Genomic DNA, 17,823 nt, shown 5'->3' with positions numbered 1-17,823 from the left:
GGGGCTGTCCGCCCAGCCCACGCGGGGAACGTCGGTCTTCACCAGGAGATGCAACGCTGCCGAGCCACCCCTTCCGATGGCTCAGCGGCTCCCTCACATGTCTTTTCCTCCGGGCCGTGACCTGTGGATGTACTGGTCGGCCCAGGCGCTGATGATGTGAGCGGCTCGCTGCGCTTGTCCTCGTGCGGTCAGGAGATGGTCTGCTCCTTCGAGCGAGATGAAGCTTCGCGGGTGGCGTGCCTCGCGGAAGATCTCCCCGGCGTTGGCGATGTCGACGGTGTTGTCGGTGGGCGAATGCATGACGAGTAGCGGCAGGTGCAACTCGCGTATCCGGTCGCGCAGGCGAGCTTGGTGGACGTCGTCGACGAAGGCACGCTTGAGGACCAGGGTCCTCCCGCCGACGAACCATTCGTGCGAACCTTTGTTGAGAACGCGTTCCATGACCGCGTCGTACTGTCTCTCGACGTGGCTGGGGTCGGCAGGCGCCCCGATCGTGGCGACCGCGCGGACGCCGGTTGCCTCGGCCGCGGCGGCGATGGCGGCGGCGCCTCCCCACGAGTGCCCCACCAGCAGGTCTGCTGGAGTTCCTCGCTCCGCCATCAAAGCGGCTGCACGGACCGTGTCCTGGACCTTGATGGTGAAGGAACCGTCCCCCCAGTCGCCGTCGGAGTCTCCGATCCCGAGGTTGTCGTAGCGCAGCATCCCGATCCCCTCGCGTGCCAGCTGCTTGCTGACGCGCGAGGCGGCCGGCGAGTTCCTGCCGAGTGTGAATCCGTGGACGAAGATTCCCCAGCCCCGGATCTCGCCTTCGGGCAGGTCGATCGACCCGGCCAGTTCGGGGCCGACGACGCTCTTGAATCTCACTTCTTCAGTCATGTTGTGATCGCCTCGGCACGGACTGGCCGTGGGGTAGGGGCAAGTGGATGGGTGAGGGCGACACCGGCTGGTGCCACGCTCGTGTTCCGCGCAAGGGCGCCTTGAGCGCGGTGCTTGTCACTGTCGGCGCGTCAGACGACCGGCTTGTGGACGGCGGCCGGCTTGGTGGTGAGCAGTGCCGTGATCTCATCGGCCAGGTGCGGGCCGAGTTCGCCCCAGCCGTCCTTGTAGCCGTAGACGCCGGCCAGGGTGCGGGCCTCGTAGTCGCCGTTCATGATCTCGATGTCGTTGGCCGTGATGAGTCCCGGGTGGGCGACGCCGACGGCCGCCGAAACCTTGAGCAGCTCCTTGCGTAGGGTGCGCAGGTAGACAGCGGCCCGGGTGGCCTTCGAGGCCGGGTCCAGGCCGCGGGCCAGCCACGGGTTCTGGGTTGCGATGCCGGTGGGACACGTGTCGGTGTGGCACTTCTGTGCCTGGATGCAGCCGATGGACAGCATCGCCTCACGGGCCACGTTGATCATGTCGGCGCCCAGAGCGAAGGCGACCGCGGCGTTCTCGGGCAGGCCGAGCTTGCCGGAGCCGATGAAGGTCAGCTCGTCGGTGAGCCCCAGTTCGGCGAAGGTGCCGTAGACCCGGGAGAAACCCATCCGGTACGGCAGCGACACCGAGTCGGCGAAGATCCTCGGCGCCGCCCCGGTGCCGCCCTCACCGCCGTCGACGGTCACGAAGTCGACACCACGGTCACCCCGCGCCATCAGCGTGGCCAGCTCCCGCCAGAAACCCATCTCACCGACCGCGCTCTTGACCCCGACCGGCAGACCGGTCTCGGTGGCGATCAGCTCCGCGAAGTCGAGCATCGAGTCGACGTCGTTGAACGCGGTGTGCCGCGACGGGGACGCACAGTCCTTGCCGACCGGGATGCCGCGGATCGCGGCGATCTCCGGGGTCACCTTCGCGCCCGGCAGCATCCCGCCCAGCCCCGGCTTGGCGCCCTGGGAGAGCTTGATCTCTATCGCCCTGACCGGGGCGCCGGAGACCACGTCCTTGAGCTTGTCGAGGTTGAAGCTGCCGTCCTCGTTGCGGCAGCCGAAGTACGCGGTACCGATCTGAAGGACGAGGTCGCCGCCGTTGCGGTGGTACGGCGAGAGACCGCCCTCGCCCGTGTTGTGCATCGTGCCCGCCAGCGCCGCCCCCTTGTTGAGCGCCGTGATGGCCGCGCCGGAGAGCGATCCGAAACTCATCGCAGAGATGTTCACCACACTCGCCGGCCGGAACGCCTTGGCGCGCCCGCGCGGCCCGCCCAGCACCTTGGCGGAGGGCAGTGACGCCTGCGGGTCGTGCGTGTCGGGCAGAGTGCCGGCGAACGTGCGCTGCTTCAGGTAGGCGTGCCCCTGCACGTGCTCGACGTCGACTTCGGTTCCGAACCCGAAGTAGTTGTTCTCCTCCTTCGCCGACGCATAGATCCAGGTGCGCTGGTCACGACTGAACGGGCGCTCCTCCTCGTTGGACGTCACGATGTACTGCCGCAGCTCCGGCCCGATCTTCTCCAACAGGTACCGGGCGTGCCCGATGACCGGGAAGTTCCGGAGCAGTGCGTGCTTCTTCTGGGTGAGGTCGCGGGCAGCCAGGACCGCCAACGCTGTTGCGGCGGCTGCGCCGATCCTCCGGGCGTGCATGAACGTTCCTCCTCGATGCACGACTCCGTCGCGACGCGGTGGAGTCGTTGTGTCGTGTTGGGCGTTGGACGGCGGGCGCGGCCAAGCGGGCATCAGCGTCCGTCGAAGAATGCCAAATGATGTTAAGAGGCCGCCCGGACAGGCGTGTGGTCAGGGGGCTGGTCCGGGTTCGGCTTCGCCTTGGCCGGAGCGGACGGGATAGGGAAGCAGGCGCGGACACGCTCGGGTTGGTGTCGTCGGTGGGCTGTTGTCCCCGTACTCGCGTGAGTGCAGCACCAAGTACGGGGATATGTGCACCGCTCACGCCACGCCGGTGTCTCGTTCGATGATCTGGAGACGTTCTTGAGCCGGTAGCCGTTGTTGTTGGTGGGGACGGCCTCGCAGTGGTGCGGGAGGCGGTCGAGGGTGGCACCGAGTGGGCTCACCACGAGTACAGGACGGCGACGCGGGCCCGAGGTCCGCGCCAGGCACAAGCCGCCGGTTGCCGACGCAGGGGCGACGCACCTGCGTGTGCTCCGGGCGAGCACTCAGCGGCGGGTGCCCTTCCCTGTGCGGTCCGAGTGCGTGCGGACGCTGCGGCGCGGGTCACACGAAGTGCCGATGACCGGGTTCGCCGGAGTGGACGAACATCGCCAACTGATCCTTGATCCAGGGGTCGGGTTTCAGCAGTTGGTCGTCCACCCAGGGGTCGAAGCGGCCACCCGCCGTCCGGTACGTGCCAGCGTGACCGTGGCCGTCGTCACACCGGCTGCCGTAGTCCTGGTCACCGCGGTCATGGAGCCGGTGACCGTACGTAGGGGCGCCACGGTCGTGATGTATGCCGTGGAGGTCGATGACCTTCGCGTCCGCAGTCAGGGCGGCCGGAGCAGGGGTGGGCCCGCTGTCCTGCGAAGTGGCCGCAGTCGCGGAGCCGCCGGCGGCGAGGAGAGCGCCTCCGGCGAGTGTCACTGAAACGCTTGCGGTCGCGATACGCCGCATGAGCTTCTTCATGATCTTTCCTCCTTGCACTGCCCGCCGTTCCGTGCCTGCCGGCGGCGGACGCCCCGTTGTCTTGGCCCTGGCAAAGCTACGCACCCATACATAGTTGAACAATAAACTTGATGTGTGAAGTAAATCCCCTTTATGTGCCCGTGAAGCACCCCGATGCATGCGACGGGCAGACCGTAGCCAGGCCACGCCGTTCCGTGCCGGAGCGGCGTTCCGGGCATCCCAGCCCTGAGTCACGCGGCCGAACCGGTCGCGCCGGCGCCGCGTCCAGGTGCACCCCGCGGCAGATCCGCCTCCACCCCGATCCGGGCGACCTACCGGTCGTCACTCAGCGGGCAGAGATCCGGCACCCGGCGGCCCGGAAAGCGCACCAGGTCGACGGCAAGGACACCCCGCCAAGCAACCCATCAGGGAAGGCAGACCGCGATCCGACTGGCATCGGCATGCCCGATCGCGCGTGCGGCGAGCAGGAGCGGGATCTCGACCTCTCCGGCCCGGATGTAGGCCCGGACCGAGACTCGGTCCGGGGCCCGTACCTATCCACCCGACCTCCCCGGAAAGGAAGTTGACCGATTGTGCACCCCTCATGGACGCGACGTGCGCCACCTCCGTGCGCCGGGCCGCACGAGGGCGCCGGGAGGCGTTGACACCCGGCTGACGGAGGCCTGACGTCCGCCTGTCACGACCCTGACTCACCTCGTGGACAACCAGGGGAGATCCACCTCACAAGGGACACATGCATCCACATTTTCTTCACCTCGCACCAGTCCAAACGCGGCCGCACCACCGCGACGCGACGTGCCAAGACGCACCGAACCGGGATGAACACAACAGGCCAATAACTGAATTGGCCTTGCTGCCGGCCTCCCCCGGGACCCAGACTCGCTGCTGTACGACGAATGACCGTTCGGGCTCTTTCTCCAGCTTCGAGCGGAATTCCCTTACATGCCCTGCTTTTCGGCATGTTTCGCGCCGTCATTCCATAGGCGCGTTCCGACCTCCACCTTCCTCCCAAGGGAGTTCGTCATGTCCCGTACCCCGAACCAGCAGGACGGCCTGGACCTCCAGGACCTCGCCCTGGACGCGGACCTGGACCTCAGCGACCTGACCGTGACCTCGCTGCGCGACACCGCCGCGCTGCCCGAGAACGGCGCCTCGTGGGGCTCCTGCTCGTGCCAGGGCTCGTCGTCGTGCGCGCAGCCGCAAGTGGACACGCCCGTAGTCCTCTGACCCCGGGCCCATCCCGAACACCGTCTTTCGAACCTGGGAGGCTCCACATGCCCGACCACAGCGGGGACCTCCTAGCCCTCGATGACCCCGAGCTCGGCGAACTGACCGTCACCGCCCTGCGGGACACCGTCGCGCTGCCCGAGACGGGCGCATCCGGGGGAGCCGGCTCGGGCTCATGCGGTTCCTCCTCGCGCGCCCAGCCCAGGCTGCCCGACCTGCCCTACTAGTGCGCCCTCGGCCTCGCTTCCCACGAGGCCGGTGGGCCACGGCTCCGTGCGGCCGGCCGGCTCGTCCTGTCCAGCCGGCCGGCCGCACAACCCCGCGCCTACCCCGACGCGGTCCGCAGAGGTCCACCCGGTACCGCTGAAGCCGTCCGCGCGTTCCCGCCCGCTCCGCCGATCCCGCCCGCCCTCCGAGCCGTACGCCGGGAGCCCCGTCATGCCGTACTCCGCCCCGCCGGCAACCCCGGTGCGCGTGCCGCAGCCCGACCAGGCCGACCCGGCAGGCCCCTACGACCCGGCGGACCCGTACGACCGGACCGCGCCGTACACCCTCGTCCGTACGACCGTGCTCCCATACCCCGCCGAAACCGCCCCCGCCGCCGAGGTACGGACCCTGCTCGCCCGGCTCACCGCCCTGGCCGCCCAGGACGCCGCCCTGCGGGCGGCCCTGTCCGACGACCTCTTCGCCGCGCGCGCCGGCCACGAGGAGCAGTTCCACCGCCAGGTGGTCCTTCCACTCCGCCGCGCCCTGCACAACGGCCGCGAGCCCCGCCCCGCCCTCCTCGGCCGGCTCGGTGCCCTTCCCGACCGGGTGCCTCGGCTCGCCGACTGGCTCGCCCTGCGAGAACTGCGCGCCCGGCTGCTCGATGAGCTCGGCGCCGCCGTACCGCCCGCCCTGACCGCCGAGCGCGCCGCGCTCGCCGGCCTCTGCCGCTCCCCGGCCTTCGCCCGGGCCATCGCCCTGACCAGTGCCGACCTGCTGCGGGCGGTCGGCAGGGCCGGCCGGGGCGAGACCGGGCGGCGGGCGCGCAAGGAGGAGGCCTCGGTCCTGCGGCACGCCCTGCGGGCCAGCACGAAGACCAGTCCGCTGTCCTGGTTCACCGCCGTCGGGTGGGCGGCCGAACCGGTCGCCGACACGGCTGCCACGGCCACCGCCGCGACGGAGCCCGAGCCCGGGTCCACTACCCCGCTGACCTCTGTCGTCAAGGAGAACCGCACCCTCGTCGCCGCGCTCACCGCGGCCCTGCTCGACGAGCCGCGCCGCCGCCGCGCCCTCCCCCACCGCATGACGAGCACCGCACGGGTGGCCGACGGGCGGGCCCGCTTCGCCCGCGCGGAGGCGCTGTTCGCCGGCGGCCGGTACCTGGTCACCCGCGAGGACGAGGTCGAGGTGGCTGCCCGCCCGGCGCTGGACACGCTGGCAGCCGTCCTCGCCGGCGGCCCGCTCGCCCTCGGTACGCTCACCGCCCGGCTCGCCGCCGGCCTGGGCCGCACGCCGGACGACCCCGCCGTCGCGGGCTTCGTGGACCGGCTCGCCGACTCCGGGCTGCTCATGCCCGCGGAGCCCGTCGACCCGCAGCACCCCGCCCCGCTCCTCGCGCTCGCCGACTGGCTGCGCCAGTGGCCCGCGGACGCGGTCCTGGCGGACCGGCTCACCCGACTCGCGCACGACACACGGCGGTTCGCGGACACTCCCGCCGCCGAGCGCCCCGCCCTGCTCGCCACCCTGGCCGACCACTGGCACGAGCTGCTCGCCGACACCGGCCGAGCCGTCCCGCCGGACGCGGCCCCGCTGACGACCCTCACCGAGGACGCCGTCGCCCCCGTTCCCCTGTCCCCACGCCGCCCGCCGACCGCACCGGACACGGACGAGCGGACCACGGGAGCGCCGTACGAGGACCGGCCCGCCGGGTACGACCCGCTCACTCCCGCCGACCACGCCGCGCTCAGCGAACTCACCCCCCTGGCCGAGCTGTTCGACCTCGGACACATGATGAGCCGGATCGCCCGGGACCGCTTCGTCGCCCGCTACGGAGAGGGCGGAACCTGCCGCGACCCATGGGACTTCGGCGCCGACACCGCCGCCGCCTGGGAGGAATCCGGCCGCCTCGTGGCCCGGCCGTCCGACGATCCCGAACTGCCGGCCGGACTGGTCGAACTCGCCTGTCTGCGCGAGGAGTTCTCCGCGCTGGCACGGGCGGCGGCAGGACCGGCCGGGGACACGGCCCCCGCGATCGTCCTGCCGGCCGACCCCGTCCGCGCCCTCGCCGCCCGTCTGCCCGACTGGACGGCCGCCCGGCCGCTCAGCTACTCCCACTTCGTCCAACGCGTTCACGACGACGGGCTGTTGTGCGTCAACCACGTCTACGGCGGCTGGGGCCGGTTCACCAGCCGCTTCCTCGACGCCATGCCCGTGAGCGCCGCGGCCGCGGTCGGCGAGCGCGTCCGGCGCGGCCTCGGCGCGGGCGCGCGGGCGGCCCAGGTCCGGCCGGTGGGCGGGTTCAACGCCAACCTTCACCCGCTGCTGCTCGCCGAGGAGATCGGACCCGACCGCGGCCGGACCGCCCTCGCCGAAGCCGACCTCGATCTCGTCCACGACCCGGTCACCGACCGACTGCGGTTCCGCGTACGGGCGACCGGCGACCCGTTGGACGTGCTCTACCTGGGCTTCCTCGCACCGATCATGCTGCCGGGACGGCTCGGGCCGTTCCTCTCCGACCATCCCGCGGGGGTGGTGGACTTCCACCCGCTGCTGCCCCGGCACGCCATGGCGGCGCCGGGCGGCCAGGTGGTCCGTACGCCGCGGCTGCGCCACCGCCACCTGGTGCTGGCCCGGCGCCGCTGGCACCTCGGCCCGGGCGTGCTCGACGCGCTGCGCGCCGACCTGACCACGGAGGAGCGGGAGGTGCCGGCCGCCACGGTGGCCCGCTGGCGGGCCCTGCTCGACCTGCCGGAGCAGCTCTTCCTGCACACGGTTCCACGGCCCCCGGCCGGGCGCGCGGTCGACGACTTCGTCGCGCAACTGCGGGCGCCCAAACCGCAGGCGCTCGACCTGGGCAACGTCCTGCACCTGCGCTGCCTGGGCAGTTGGCTGGCACGCCATCCCCAGGGCGTCGTCCTGGAGGAGGCCCTGCCCGCATTCGGCGGCCGGGACCAGCCCGCCCATGCCGTCGAGTCCGTCATCGAGACGTACCGCCCGGCGCGCCGCCGCACAGCCGACCGGGCCGCGACCCGGCCCGCCGCCCCGCCCGTACCCCGTCGAGGAGGCACCCGATGAACGCCCCGGCCGGCCCCGCCCCCGCCCCGCCGGACCCGGCCGTGCCCGGGTCCGCCACGGCCCTCGACGTCGTCCTGTACGACTACCGCGAGGACAAGGCCCCGCTGCTGCGCGAGGCGGTGCTGCCGCTGGCCCGCCGGGCCGCAAGCGCCCGCCTGACCGGGCACGTCGAGCGCCACTGGCTGTACGGCCCGCACGTACGGATCCGGTTGCGCGGCGTACCCCACCGGGTGGCCCTGGCGGCCGAGCGCACCGCCTCCGCCCTGCGGACCTGGGCCGCCGACCACCCCTCGGCCGCCCACGTCACCGAGGAGGAAATCCTCGCCCGGGCCGCCGTGGCCGGCCGCGCCGAGCTGATCGCCCCGCCGTACGGCCCGCTCGTACCGGACGGCACGGTCCGCGTCGAGCCGGTGGACCAGTCGTCCCTGCGCGTCCTGATCGGGCCCGACGGGGTCCGGCTCCGCGACGACCTGCTGGCACTGGGCCTGCAGGCCCTCGACACGGGGTGCGCGTTCCTGGGCGGGCACGGCGACGCGCCCGCCGCCCGCGTGCAGCTCGCGGTCGCGGCGCTGGCCGCGCACGCCACGGCGCACCCCGAGGGGCTGATCGGCGGCCACTACTCGTTCGTCTCGCACCTCGAGGACTTCCTGGTCTACGAGGACCCGGACGGGCGGCTCCGCGCGGCCTTCGAACGCAGGTGGGAGGCCACCGGGCCGGCCGTCACCGCCATGGTCGGGCGGATCACGGGCGGCGGGGCGGCCGGCTGGGAGCGCGCCTGGGCCGACTGGTCCGCCGATGCGTGGCGTATCGCCGCGCAGCGGTTCGCGGCGGGCGCGGACTTCGCCGGCGACCCCCTCGAGTACCGGGACCGGGCGGCGGTGCTCGGCGACCGGACGGTGGCCGACCGCTGGAACCAGGACGTACGCACCCGCTACAGCGAGTTCCACCGCCGGCTGCGCCGCTCGGACCCGCAGGGGGCGATGTGGACTCGGCCCAACTACCTGATCTACCGGGCCTGTACGAACGCGCTCTACCGGCTGTTCGCGATCTGCGACGTACGGCCGGTGGAGCGGTACCTCGCCGCGTACCTGGTCGTGCGCACGGTGCCGGAGCTCACCGGGCACACCTGGCAGGGCCGCATCGACGAAGTGATCGCGGCGGTGGAGGGCTCGTCATGACCACTGCCCCCGCCGCCGCGCCAGACACAGCCGCGGAGCCCTCGGACTCCGCGGCGGGCACGGTCCCGAAGCCCCCGGACCCCGTTCCAGGAGGGCAACCCGCCCCGCCGACGCCCGAAGCCCCCGTCATGCCCGAGGCCCCCGTCGCGCCCGAAACCTTCGTCGCGCCCGCGCCGCGGCCGGGGTCGGAGCCGCGGTTCCGACTGCGGCCCGGCGTGGCCGTCACCCCGCTGCTCACGGGTCTGCACCTGCGCGGCCGCGGCGCCGTCGTCACGCTGGAGGGCAGCCGCGCGCTGCCGGCCCTGTGGCAGCTGCTCTCGGACCGGCTCGCCCCGGACCAGGCAGTGCGGGGCGACGGTGACGCACAGGCTGGTACCGAGGCGAGGGCGGACGACGACACGCAGACCGATACCGAGGCACGAGCGGACGACACTCCCTGGGCCGACGCCCAGATTCAGGGCGTGGCCCGGGCGCAGGCCGAGGCCGGAGAGCAGGCAGGCAGCCGGGGAAGGGCCGCAGCGAGCGATCAGGCCGGCCCTCGGGTGGAAGCGGCGCTCGCCACGCTCGCGGCCCGACTGCGCGAGCACGACCTGCTGGTCGAGCACCCGGACGGGGCCGAACTCCCGCCCTGGCCGGATTCGTCAGCCGCCCACCCGGCTGAGGCGGTCGAAGCGATCCGGACCGCGCGACCGGTCGTCTCCACTCCGGATCCCGAGGGTCCTCTCGCCGTGAGCCTCGTGGGGGCGCTCCGCCGCGCGGGGGCGAGCCCGCGGGTCACCGCCGACGGCCGGCTGCCCGTCGGCTGGGCCGTGGTCACGGCCCAAGCTCCGTCCGGGGCCGTGGCGCTGGCCGTCTCCTGCGACGCCGACGGCGGCTTCGTCACCGAGCCCGGCCCCCCGGACCACGCCCGCCCCGACGCCACCGCCATCGCCACCCGCCTCACCACCAGCACACCACTGTGGACGCCGGCGTTGGCTCAAGGCAGGCCCGGCACCACGCAGTCGCGATCGGCAGCGCCTGCCACACCGCCTGCAGGTGCCCGGGCGCCGTCGCAGTCGGCTGCCGCTGCCGTTACCGGTGCCTCTGCCTCTGCCAGGGAGCCGTCCCGTACGCATGTCGCCCTGCTCGCAGGTGCCGCGGCCGGGCGGCTGCTCGCGGCCGTCGCCGGCCTGCCCGACCCTGCCGCGCACGAGGACGCCTCCGGCACGGCGACGGCCGGACACTCGGCCGTGCTGATCGCCCGAGCCGAGCCGCCGGAGGCGACGTACCACCCGTGGGCGGCGGCCCCTCGGGCTGCCCGCCGGAGGCCGGACGCCCCGCCCGCGCCGGATCTCGGGGAGGCGCTGCGCCGGGTCACAGCCCTGGGCGACCCGCTGCTCGGCGTGCTCGACGCGCCGCTGCCCGGGGCCCTGCCGCAGCTTCCCGCGTCGCTCGCATCCTGCCGGACCCCGGCGGGTCTGCTGGTCGCCGGAGCGGTACGAGCGGACCTGGCCCGGCTGGAAGCCGCCTGCCGGGCCGCCGAACTCGCCCTCGCCGACGGCCCGTCGGCCCCGATCGTCGGAGCGAGCCCCGATCACGCATACGGCCGGGCACTGCGCCGCGCCGTCCTCGACCACATCGGGCCGGAAGCCGCCGACACCGCGTCGGAGGCGGATCCGGTCGCTGCCGGCGCCCGCGCCGACGGCATCGGGAACGACGTCTGGCGCACGCACCCTCAGGCCCGTCACTGGTGGACCGTGCTGACCGAACGCATGGGCCGGTCGGCCGATCTGTCGGTCCGGCGACTCGGCTCCGAGGAAGCCCATTCGGCCGTCATCCGGGTCCGATCGGTCTCGGCCGGTACCAGCGCCTCCCCCGCCACGGTGAGCCACGCCGTCGAGGCCACCGCGGCCGACGCCGTGGCCCTCGCCGCCATCGACGCGGTCACGCGCGCGATGGCGGCGGAGCACGTGCCGGACCGGGCGCGGCACACCGCGCTCAGCGGGGCCGCGGCCCCGCTCGCCGGCGTCGAGCCGCCCGGCTGGGCGGACGAGGGCTGGACCGACGCCTGGCTGGCAGGGATCGCCGCCCGGGAACCGGCCCTGCGCGCCGCCCTGCACCGCCTGACCGGCCTACGCCCCACACCCCGGCGGGGCACCGGCCACCATCACCCCCTCGCCGACGCCCTGCGCGCAGCCGGATTCACGCTCCTGACCGGACGGGGAGGCGCCCGATGAGCACCGCCGCTCCGTACGCCGTCCCCGATCCGTACGCCGTCCCCGTCCCGGTCCCGGTCCTCGATCCGGCGGCGGCGCTCGCGACCGTCGCGGGCACCGCCGTCGTGCGGCTGACCGCGTGGGATCTCGCACTGGCCGAGCGGCTCAGCCGGCACGCACTGGCTCATCCGGTGCGGTTCGTGCCGGTGCGCGAGGACGGGGCATTGACCGTGATCGGGCCCGTACTCCGTCCCGGAGCGCGGGCTTGCGTCGGCTGCGCGGAGTACCAGCGGCTGGCCACTGCAGGCGGCCGGGTGCCGTGGCAGAGCCCGCGGCTGGCGCTCGGCGGCACCGCGACCCCGCCCCTGGCCGAGGCCGCGCTCCGGCTCGCGGCAGACCTGTTGACGGCCGACCTGCTCACAGCCGACCCGCTCGAACCGGCCCCGCCCCCGTCCGACCGCCACGCCCCGCCCCCATCCGACCGCGACGGCCCCGACAGCCCCGCCGGGCCAGACGCTCCCGACGCCCCCGACCCGGTCACGGTCGACGACCGCGCCGTCCTCCACATCCTCCAAGGCGACCGGTACACCTGGTCCACCCACCGAATCCGGCCGGTCGGCGGCTGCCCGGTCTGCCGGCCGCTGCCGGACGACTCGCCCGCCGACGCCCGGTTGCCGGCCGAGCCCCGGCCGGTGCCCGACCCGTCGGTGCTGCGCGGCCCCAACGCCCGTGCCACGCCCGCCCGTTTGCGGGCCGAGTTGCACGACGAGCGGTTCGGGCCGGTGCGCCGGCTCTTCAGGACCGAGGACTCCGCGTTCGCGCTGACCACCGCCTGGGTGACGGACGGCCGCCCCCTCGACGACGGCGGTTACGGCCGGTCGGGCGACTTCCGGTCCAGCGAACGCGTCGCCCTCTTCGAGAGCGTGGAGCGGTTCGCCGGGATGCGGCCCACCGGCCGCCGTACCGTGCTCCGCGCCTCGTACGCCGACCTCGTCGCCGCGGGCGGGCACGCCGTACTCGACCCCGTCCGGCTCGGCCTGCCGGATCCCGAGCTCGACGGTCACCCCGCCCGCCGGACCCTCCCGTACTCCCCCGGCCTCGCACTCGACTGGGTGTACGGCTGGTCGCTCACCGAGCGCCGCGCGCTGGCGGTACCCGAGCACGTGGCGTACTGGGACGTACCGGGGCCGGACCGGCCGCGGGTGGTGTACGAGTCCTCGAACGGCTGTGGACTGGGCAACAGCCCCCAAGAGGCCGCGCTGTACGGGCTGTTCGAGGTCGCCGAACGCGACGCCTTCCTGATGGCCTGGTACGCGCGCACCCCGCTGCCCCGGATCTCCGTCCCCGCCGACGACCCGGAGGTCACCGCCCTGGCCGACCGCGCCGCGCTGCTGCGCTACCGCCTGACCCTGCTGGACGCCACCAACGACCTGGGCGTCCCGGCGGTGATCTCGCTCTGCCGCTACGAGGGCGCGCATCCCGACGCGCCCCGCGTGTTCCTGGCTGCCGGCGCCCATCACGACCCCCGGGTGGCGATCCGCTCGGCGGTCGCCGAGGTGGTCACCAACGTCCAGGAGTCCGCCCGCCGTTGCGCTCCGGGCGGTCCCCGGGACCCGGAGCGGCTGCGTCCGATGCTTGACCGCCCCGAGCTGGTGCTGGACCTCGACGACCACGTCGGCCTCAACACCCTGCCCGAGGCGCAGCCCCGGCTGGACTTCCTGTTCGCCGACACCGCGGAGGCGCCGTGGTACGAGCGGTGGCCGGGGGCGCCCGAGCCGGTGGCCGACCTGACGGGGCTGCTGGAGCGAACCGTGGAGCGGCTGGCCGCCGAGGGACTGGAGGTCATCGCGGTCACGCAGGACGAGCCGGGCGTACGGGACCGGCTGGGGCTGCACTGCGCCAAGGTGATCGTCCCCGGCACGCTTCCGATGACCTTCGGGCACGTCAACCGCCGCACCGCGGGACTGGACCGGCTGCTGACAGTGCCCCACCGGCTGGGCCGTACCGCCCGGCCGCCGCGACGCGACGAACTGCCCCTCGACCCCCACCCCTTCCCGTGAGGACGCGATGACGACCGCCCGCCCCCGCCCCCGCCCCTGCCCGACCGCCTCCGAGGTCGCGTCCGAGTACCCCGGACACGCCTGGCACAGCCTGCACCTCGCCCTGCACACCGGCGGCGCGGAGACGGACGCGTTCGTCACCGACGACCTCGCTCCGCTGATGGACGATCTGACCGCCGACCCGCGCGCCGCCTGGTTCTTCATCCGCTACGGCGAGGGCGGCCCCCACCTGCGGATCCGCTTCCGGGGACCGCTGCCCGCCGGTGCGGCGGCCGGACTTCCCGCCGTCCTGGCGGAGTTGGCGGCCGCCCGGCCCGCGGAGTTCACCGGCTCCTGGCCGTCCCGGCACGGCGAGGTGCGCGAGGTGCCGTACGTACCCGAGGCCGAGCGGTACGGCGGCCCCGCCGCGCTGCGCGTCGCCGAGGAGGTGTTCTGCCACTCCACCCGCGCGGCCGTCGAGGCGCTGCGCGCGACCCCGGACCGCGCCGCCCGGCTCCCGCTCGCCCTCGACCTCGCCCATGCCACCGCCCACGCGCTCGGCCTCGACGAACTCCAGGCCGCGGGCTGGCTGCGTCGGCACGCCGCCTCCTGGCGTTGGATCACCGAGGTGGAGCCGCTGCCCGGGGCCGCCGTCCATTCCCGCGTGAACTCGGTGTTCGCCCTCCAGCGGCCGGGCCTGGTCCGGCGCGCCGGGGCCCTCGGCGCCGCCCTCGACGCGGGCACCGCCGCGCACTGGCTGGCGGAGTGGGCGCGCCGGGTGGGCGCCACGGACGCCCGGTTGCGCGACGCCGTGCCCGCGGAGCAGGCCGCCCGCCGTGTGCCCTGGGTCTGGGCGTCCCAGCTGCACATGCTGTTCAACCGGCTCGGTGTGACCCCCGACGAGGAGCGGGCCGTCTGCCGCCTCGCGGCCCGCACGCTGCTGGAGACCGAGGACGACCCCGGGTTCTTCCCCGCCGGGCACCGCGCGGCCGACTACCAGTACCTGGAGCGCAGCAAGTTCCGGATCGGACGACCCGAGGACACCGCGCTGCGCGACCTGCCCCCGCCGCCGACCCCTTCGGCGGCCCGGCTGACGGCCGAACTGCCGTTGCCCGCCGTCCCCTTGCCGGAACTGTCGCTCGCCGAGGCACTGTGCCGACGCAGCTCCGTGCGCGGACCGCTGTACGGGCCGCTGGACGCGGGGACCCTGGGCGGGGTGCTGTGGTCCGCGTACGCCGAGAGCCACGCGACGCACCGGCCGCTCGCCGACGGCACCGTACAGACCCTCCGGCACCGCCCGTACCCGAGCGCCGGTGCCCTCTACAGCGTGCGCGTGCGCCTGGTGGCGCTGGATGTCGCGGGCCTGGCCGCGGGCACGTACCACTGCGTGCCGGAGCGCCGCACACTGCTCCCGATCGGCCCGGCCCCGACCGTCGCCGAGCTCAAGGCACTGTCCTCGTACCTCTCCCGGCCGGCGGACGACCCGGACGCGGTGGGCATCGACGAGGCCCCGGCGGTACTCACCGTCCACCTCGACCTCGGCCTGCTGCGCCGCCGCTACGGCCTGCGGGCCCTGCGGCTGGGCCTGCTGGAGGCCGGCCACCTCGCGCAGACGCTGCTGCTCACCTCGGCGGCGTTCGGCCTCGCCACTCTCCCGCTCGGCGGCCTCCACGACGACCTGACCCACGAGCTCCTCGGCCTCGACGACCTCGACGAGCCGGTCCAGTACCTCCTCCCCCTGGGCCGCCCCGCCCCGCCAGGCAGACTGACCAGTCCACGGGGCATCTGACGATACGAGAGCTACTCGGCGGTTATTTTGTGGCAGGCGCCCGAGCCGGCCGACGGCACGGCCGGAATATCACGCACAGGTACGCCGGCGGAACGGCTCGGGGCACGGTGGGATCGGTGTGGTGGTGGCAGCGGTCCGGGGCGAGCGAGCGCCACGCGACCTCAGCACACATATCGACCCATCGACGGCAGCCCAGGCGGCTGGCCGCGCTCCTCCGCCGACGCCGGGCAGAGCGTCGAATGTCCGCGCGGATTTCTGGGTCGGCGACGACTGGGCAGATGGACTCAGGCGGTGTCAGCACGTACGGCGGTCGCGGCCAGGGTGGTGTAGTTCATCGTGAAGCGTCCGCCCAGGGAGTCGATGGCGCCCCCGACCGCGTCCAATATCTCGGCCAGCTGATCGGGACGGAGTTGGGTGAGGCCACCGGTGGTGGGCAGCAGGTCCAGCCATTGGTCGCGCGTGTAGGACCGCTCCCAGTCGAACCGCCACTGTTCGGGGTCGTCGAACTGTTCGGTCTCGCGGATCCTGTCGGCGAACTTCGCGTATGCCGCCTGGTAGAGGCCGAGCGGACGTCGGGCCGGTTGGCCGTTGAGCGGGGAGTCGGGCGCCACCCGCCGGTAGGCAGCGGCGAACGGTTCGGCCACCTCGGCGGGCGGCTCGTACACGTGCCCGAAGATCGCCAGCCGTCCCCCTGGACGCAGCACACGTGCCGCCTTCACGGCGCCGGCGACCGGATCCACCCAGTGCCACGACTGGGCGGCGATGACCGCGTCGAACGTCCGGCCGGCCGACTGCCAGGCTTCGAAGGCCGCCACCTCGACCTGCAGGCCACGGGCTCGCGCGAAGTCGGCCATCCGCGCATCGGGCTCGACGCCGAGCACGGCGCAGCCGGCGGCCTGGAACTGGCGGGCTGCGATGCCGGTGCCGCAGCCGATGTCGAGCACGTCAGGACCGGGGCTTCCGGCGACGATCCGTGCCACCAGCGCTTCGGGGTAGCCGGGCCGGGCTTGGTCGTAGCGTTGCACGTCCGCACCGAACGATTCGGCCATCCGCCGGGCCTTGTGCGGCTCCGCCGGAGACGGTTCTGGTTGCTGTCGCGGTAAGATGGGCATGCGCCCACCTTAGTGGGCGTGCGCCCACTGGGCAACGGGTGCCAGCAGAGTGACGCACGAGAGGATCTGCGAGTGCCGACTGGGGTGCACCTTCGCGACGCGCGGCAGCAATTGTTCGACGCCGCCGAACGCGTACTTCTGCGGGACGGGCCGAACGGGTTGACCAGCCGGGCCGTCACCGACGAGGCGGGCTGCGCCAAAGGCGTCCTGCATCGGCACTTCACCGACTTCGACGCCTTCCTCACCGACCTCGTGCTCGACCGGGCCGCGCAGCTCGAGACGCAGGCGAGTGCGCTGCGCGAGTCCGCCGGCACCGGCACGGTGGCCGACAACCTCACCAGCGCGCTGACCACCCTGTTCGGACCGATTCCGGTGGCAGTCATCCCGCTCATCACCTTCCGGGACGAGCTGCGCGCACGGCTGCGGCAAGCCAGGCCCGGAGGCGGCATCGCGATCCTCGCCGAGGCCACGACCGCGATCTCCGCCTATCTGGCCGACGAGCGTGAACTGGGCCGCATCGCGGCCGACGCCGACATCGACTCACTCACCCTCTCCCTGGTCGGCGGCGGGCATCTCCTGTTCGCGGACCGCGACCCCGGCCCGCCGGCCACGGCGGTCGTCAACAAGCTCGTGACAGCGGTCATCGCGGATGCCGTGCAACGACGACCGCGTCAACAGGGGGTGAGCCTGCGGCCGGCGTAGGACGAGAGGGCGCCGGCCGCTCGGCCGAGGGCCGCGGCAGCCGTCACGACGAGCAGTGCGGGCAACGCCTGATGGAGCCGGTCGCCCAGAGCACCAGAACCCGAGGGCCGGTCGCGTGACGCGGACGGTCGCAGCAAGGCCACGGCGGCGGCTGTACCTGTGACGAGCTGGCGGACGATGCACTCGTTGACTCTTCCGAAGACAGCGCGACTTGTCAGGACAGGTGCGGTGCGTTGCGCGTGCGCACCTGAAGTTCCGAAGCATGCTGGTGCCCGGTCAGATCGCCGAGGCCGTCAAGCGGGGCCGGAAAAGCCGAAGGGCCCGGCGAACGATGCCGGACCCTTCGGTTTCGTAGCGGGGACAGGATTTGAACCTGCGACCTCTGGGTTATGAGCCCAGCGAGCTACCGAGCTGCTCCACCCCGCGTCGGTAGGTCCACTATACACAGCAGCCCCACGCGGGGCAGAATCCTTATTTCAGTCGCGGACGATGTTCTCGGCCTGTGGCTTCTTCTGCCCCTGGGTCACGGCGAAGGTGGCCTTCCACCTCCTCGCCCTCCACTAGTTCCCGGCACCCGCTATCGGCGATGTCGCTGCGATGGGCGAACGCATCGGTCCCGCCGTCCTTGGCGATGAGACCGAAGCCGTTTTCAGCGTTGAACCACTTCACGACGCCGCCGGCCATCCAGAGTCCCTCTCGCACGCCGGGCGCACCGCGGCAGACCGGATCCGACGCCATTCCTCATCCGGGAGATGTCGCG

The 17,823-nt window shown here is 73.4% G+C and carries 12 protein-coding genes, 1 tRNA gene and 1 pseudogene; 8 read left to right on the top strand and 6 right to left on the bottom strand.

Features of this window, described 5'->3' with window-relative positions; all coding sequences use genetic code 11:
• Positions 1–93: 93 nt before the first annotated feature.
• The 3 genes from AVL59_RS20725 to AVL59_RS20715 all read right to left on the bottom strand — a co-directional run bounded on the left by AVL59_RS20725 (position 94) and on the right by AVL59_RS20715 (position 3,542).
• The gene (locus AVL59_RS20725; protein WP_067306592.1) at positions 94–876 is read right to left on the bottom strand and encodes an alpha/beta hydrolase family protein; all 783 of its coding nucleotides are present in this window, start codon (positions 874–876) and stop codon (positions 94–96) included.
• Positions 877–1,007: 131 nt separating this feature from the next.
• Positions 1,008–2,552 carry an FMN-binding glutamate synthase family protein gene (locus tag AVL59_RS20720; protein WP_067306590.1) on the bottom strand — a complete coding sequence of 515 codons (1,545 nt, stop codon included), beginning with the start codon at positions 2,550–2,552 and terminating at the stop codon, positions 1,008–1,010.
• A gap of 585 nt (positions 2,553–3,137) precedes the next feature.
• On the bottom strand, positions 3,138–3,542 hold the full coding sequence (locus AVL59_RS20715; RefSeq protein ID WP_067306587.1) for a hypothetical protein: 405 nt from the start codon (positions 3,540–3,542) through the stop codon (positions 3,138–3,140).
• Positions 3,543–4,565: 1,023 nt separating this feature from the next.
• Here AVL59_RS20715 and AVL59_RS20710 point away from each other — a divergent pair.
• The 7 genes from AVL59_RS20710 (at position 4,566) to AVL59_RS20680 (ending at position 15,249) form a co-directional block, all read left to right on the top strand.
• Entirely contained in the window at positions 4,566–4,769 is a 204-nt protein-coding gene (locus AVL59_RS20710; protein ID WP_067306584.1) for a thiazolylpeptide-type bacteriocin, read from the top strand.
• Positions 4,770–4,816: 47 nt separating this feature from the next.
• On the top strand, positions 4,817–4,996 hold the full coding sequence (locus AVL59_RS20705) for a thiazolylpeptide-type bacteriocin (RefSeq protein WP_067306582.1): 180 nt from the start codon (positions 4,817–4,819) through the stop codon (positions 4,994–4,996).
• Positions 4,997–5,207: 211 nt separating this feature from the next.
• Positions 5,208–8,048 (top strand): lantibiotic dehydratase, encoded by a 2,841-nt coding sequence (locus AVL59_RS55865; RefSeq protein WP_067306580.1) that lies wholly within the window; start codon positions 5,208–5,210, stop codon positions 8,046–8,048.
• Entirely contained in the window at positions 8,045–9,226 is a 1,182-nt protein-coding gene (locus tag AVL59_RS51425; protein WP_067306578.1) for a lantibiotic dehydratase C-terminal domain-containing protein, read from the top strand. The genes AVL59_RS55865 and AVL59_RS51425 overlap by 4 nt, the downstream gene beginning before the upstream one ends.
• Positions 9,227–9,354: 128 nt before the next feature.
• Positions 9,355–11,442 carry a hypothetical protein gene (locus AVL59_RS20690; protein WP_067306575.1) on the top strand — a complete coding sequence of 696 codons (2,088 nt, stop codon included), beginning with the start codon at positions 9,355–9,357 and terminating at the stop codon, positions 11,440–11,442.
• Entirely contained in the window at positions 11,439–13,481 is a 2,043-nt protein-coding gene (locus tag AVL59_RS20685; protein ID WP_079146834.1) for a TOMM precursor leader peptide-binding protein, read from the top strand. Before AVL59_RS20690 ends, AVL59_RS20685 begins: the two co-directional genes overlap by 4 nt.
• A gap of 7 nt (positions 13,482–13,488) precedes the next feature.
• Complete coding sequence (locus AVL59_RS20680; RefSeq protein ID WP_079146833.1) at positions 13,489–15,249, top strand: thiopeptide-type bacteriocin biosynthesis protein; 1,761 nt, start codon at positions 13,489–13,491, stop codon at positions 15,247–15,249.
• A 284-nt stretch (positions 15,250–15,533) separates the two neighbouring features.
• On the opposite strand, the gene AVL59_RS20675 is transcribed toward AVL59_RS20680, so the two are convergent.
• On the bottom strand, positions 15,534–16,361 hold the full coding sequence (locus tag AVL59_RS20675) for a class I SAM-dependent methyltransferase (protein ID WP_067306573.1): 828 nt from the start codon (positions 16,359–16,361) through the stop codon (positions 15,534–15,536).
• A gap of 72 nt (positions 16,362–16,433) precedes the next feature.
• Here AVL59_RS20675 and AVL59_RS20670 point away from each other — a divergent pair, with 72 nt between their 5' ends.
• Entirely contained in the window at positions 16,434–17,063 is a 630-nt protein-coding gene (locus AVL59_RS20670; protein ID WP_067306571.1) for a TetR/AcrR family transcriptional regulator, read from the top strand.
• A gap of 352 nt (positions 17,064–17,415) precedes the next feature.
• On the opposite strand, the gene AVL59_RS20665 is transcribed toward AVL59_RS20670, so the two are convergent.
• Positions 17,416–17,489: transfer RNA gene (locus tag AVL59_RS20665), tRNA-Met, on the bottom strand.
• A 50-nt stretch (positions 17,490–17,539) separates the two neighbouring features.
• A pseudogene (locus AVL59_RS48510) lies at positions 17,540–17,747 on the bottom strand (cold-shock protein).
• Positions 17,748–17,823: the final 76 nt, after the last annotated feature.

Origin of the sequence: Streptomyces griseochromogenes, from assembly GCF_001542625.1 — a bacterium.
Taxonomy (GTDB): domain Bacteria; phylum Actinomycetota; class Actinomycetes; order Streptomycetales; family Streptomycetaceae; genus Streptomyces; species Streptomyces griseochromogenes.
The sequence above is the reverse complement of the archived record's forward strand: the minus strand, read 5'-3'. Positions and strand labels throughout refer to the sequence as shown.